Source organism: Salipiger abyssi (assembly GCF_017311415.1).
GTDB lineage: Bacteria > Pseudomonadota > Alphaproteobacteria > Rhodobacterales > Rhodobacteraceae > Salipiger > Salipiger abyssi_A.
Genome location: NZ_JAEKIS010000070.1, coordinates 1 through 1097, shown reverse-complemented (window position 1 = coordinate 1097; position 1097 = coordinate 1). Strand labels below are relative to the sequence as shown.

At 60.3% G+C, this 1097-nt stretch carries 1 protein-coding gene; it reads right to left on the bottom strand.

What is annotated here, in order from left to right; translation table 11 throughout:
* Positions 1-34: 34 nt before the first annotated feature.
* Entirely contained in the window at positions 35-1033 is a 999-nt protein-coding gene (locus I6N89_RS25330; protein WP_207020971.1) for an IS30 family transposase, read from the bottom strand.
* Positions 1034-1097: the final 64 nt, after the last annotated feature.

Here is a 1097-nt window from a genome sequence, read left to right as displayed (position 1 = left end):
TTTGTGAGCTCAAGGGTGGTTGCGACAGTCTCCGCTATCTCAGTTTCACCATTTCTTCTCTGAAGGCTTCGGTAGGCGTGCGCCATTCGAGGCATTTTCGCGGTGTCGCATTCAGTCTCTCGCTGATCTGCTTCATCTGGGGTCCCGAAAGGGATGCGAGAGGGGTATCGCGGGGCAGAACTCGGCGGGCCCGTCCGTTCAGGTTTTCCACCGAGCCTTTCTGCCAGGGTGCCTGCGGATCGCAAAACCAAGCGGTTGTCCCGATGCCGGCCTCGAGCTTTCTCCAGTCGCGAAACTCGAAGCCGCGGTCGAAGGTGATCGACTTGCGCGCAGCCTGGGGCAGCGGGGTCATCACGTTCATCAAGCTGTTCATGAAGTGCTTGGAACTGCGATCGTTGTTGCGGAACAAGACCGCGAAGCGGGTCTTTCTCTCGACCAGCGTTGCGACGTTCATCGAGCCTTGCGCGCGCTCGAAGATCATCAGATCACCTTCCCATTCTCCGAATGTTTCCCGCGTTTTAACGTATTCGGGGCGCTGATGGATCGAGCGTTCGGGCGGAAAGACCTGGTTGCGGGACCGCCGCGCATACCTGGGCCTGCGTTTCTTGCGCCGGCTGGGCAGGTGTCGCGCCAACTCTTCGGCACGACCCTCGGGGCCATAGACATGGGCGTAGATGGTCTCGTGGCTGACTGTCACGGGCAGACCTTCGAGGCGCATCCGGCCGGCGATCTGCTCAGGCGACCAGCCAGCCTTGAGACGGTCGATAACGGCTTCACGCAAATCGACAAGCCGGATCAGCTTGCGCCTCCGGGCCCGGCGATCGGAGGCTTTGCGCTGCGCAACCATGCCGTAGTAGCCATCGAGATAGGCCACGTCTTCTGTGCGCGCCTCGAAGGCATTGCGCTTGATCTCGCGGTAGACAGTCGAGCGATGCCGACCGATCTCAGCAGCGATCCTGCTGACCGGCAGCTTTGCGTTCAGCATGTCTTCGATCCTGCGCCGCTCACGCAGATCCAGCTCTTTGTGCGCCATCGTCCGTTCTCCTTGCTTTCCAGCAAGATAGGGGATTTGTCGCAACCCAGTTTAGAATGTGCCC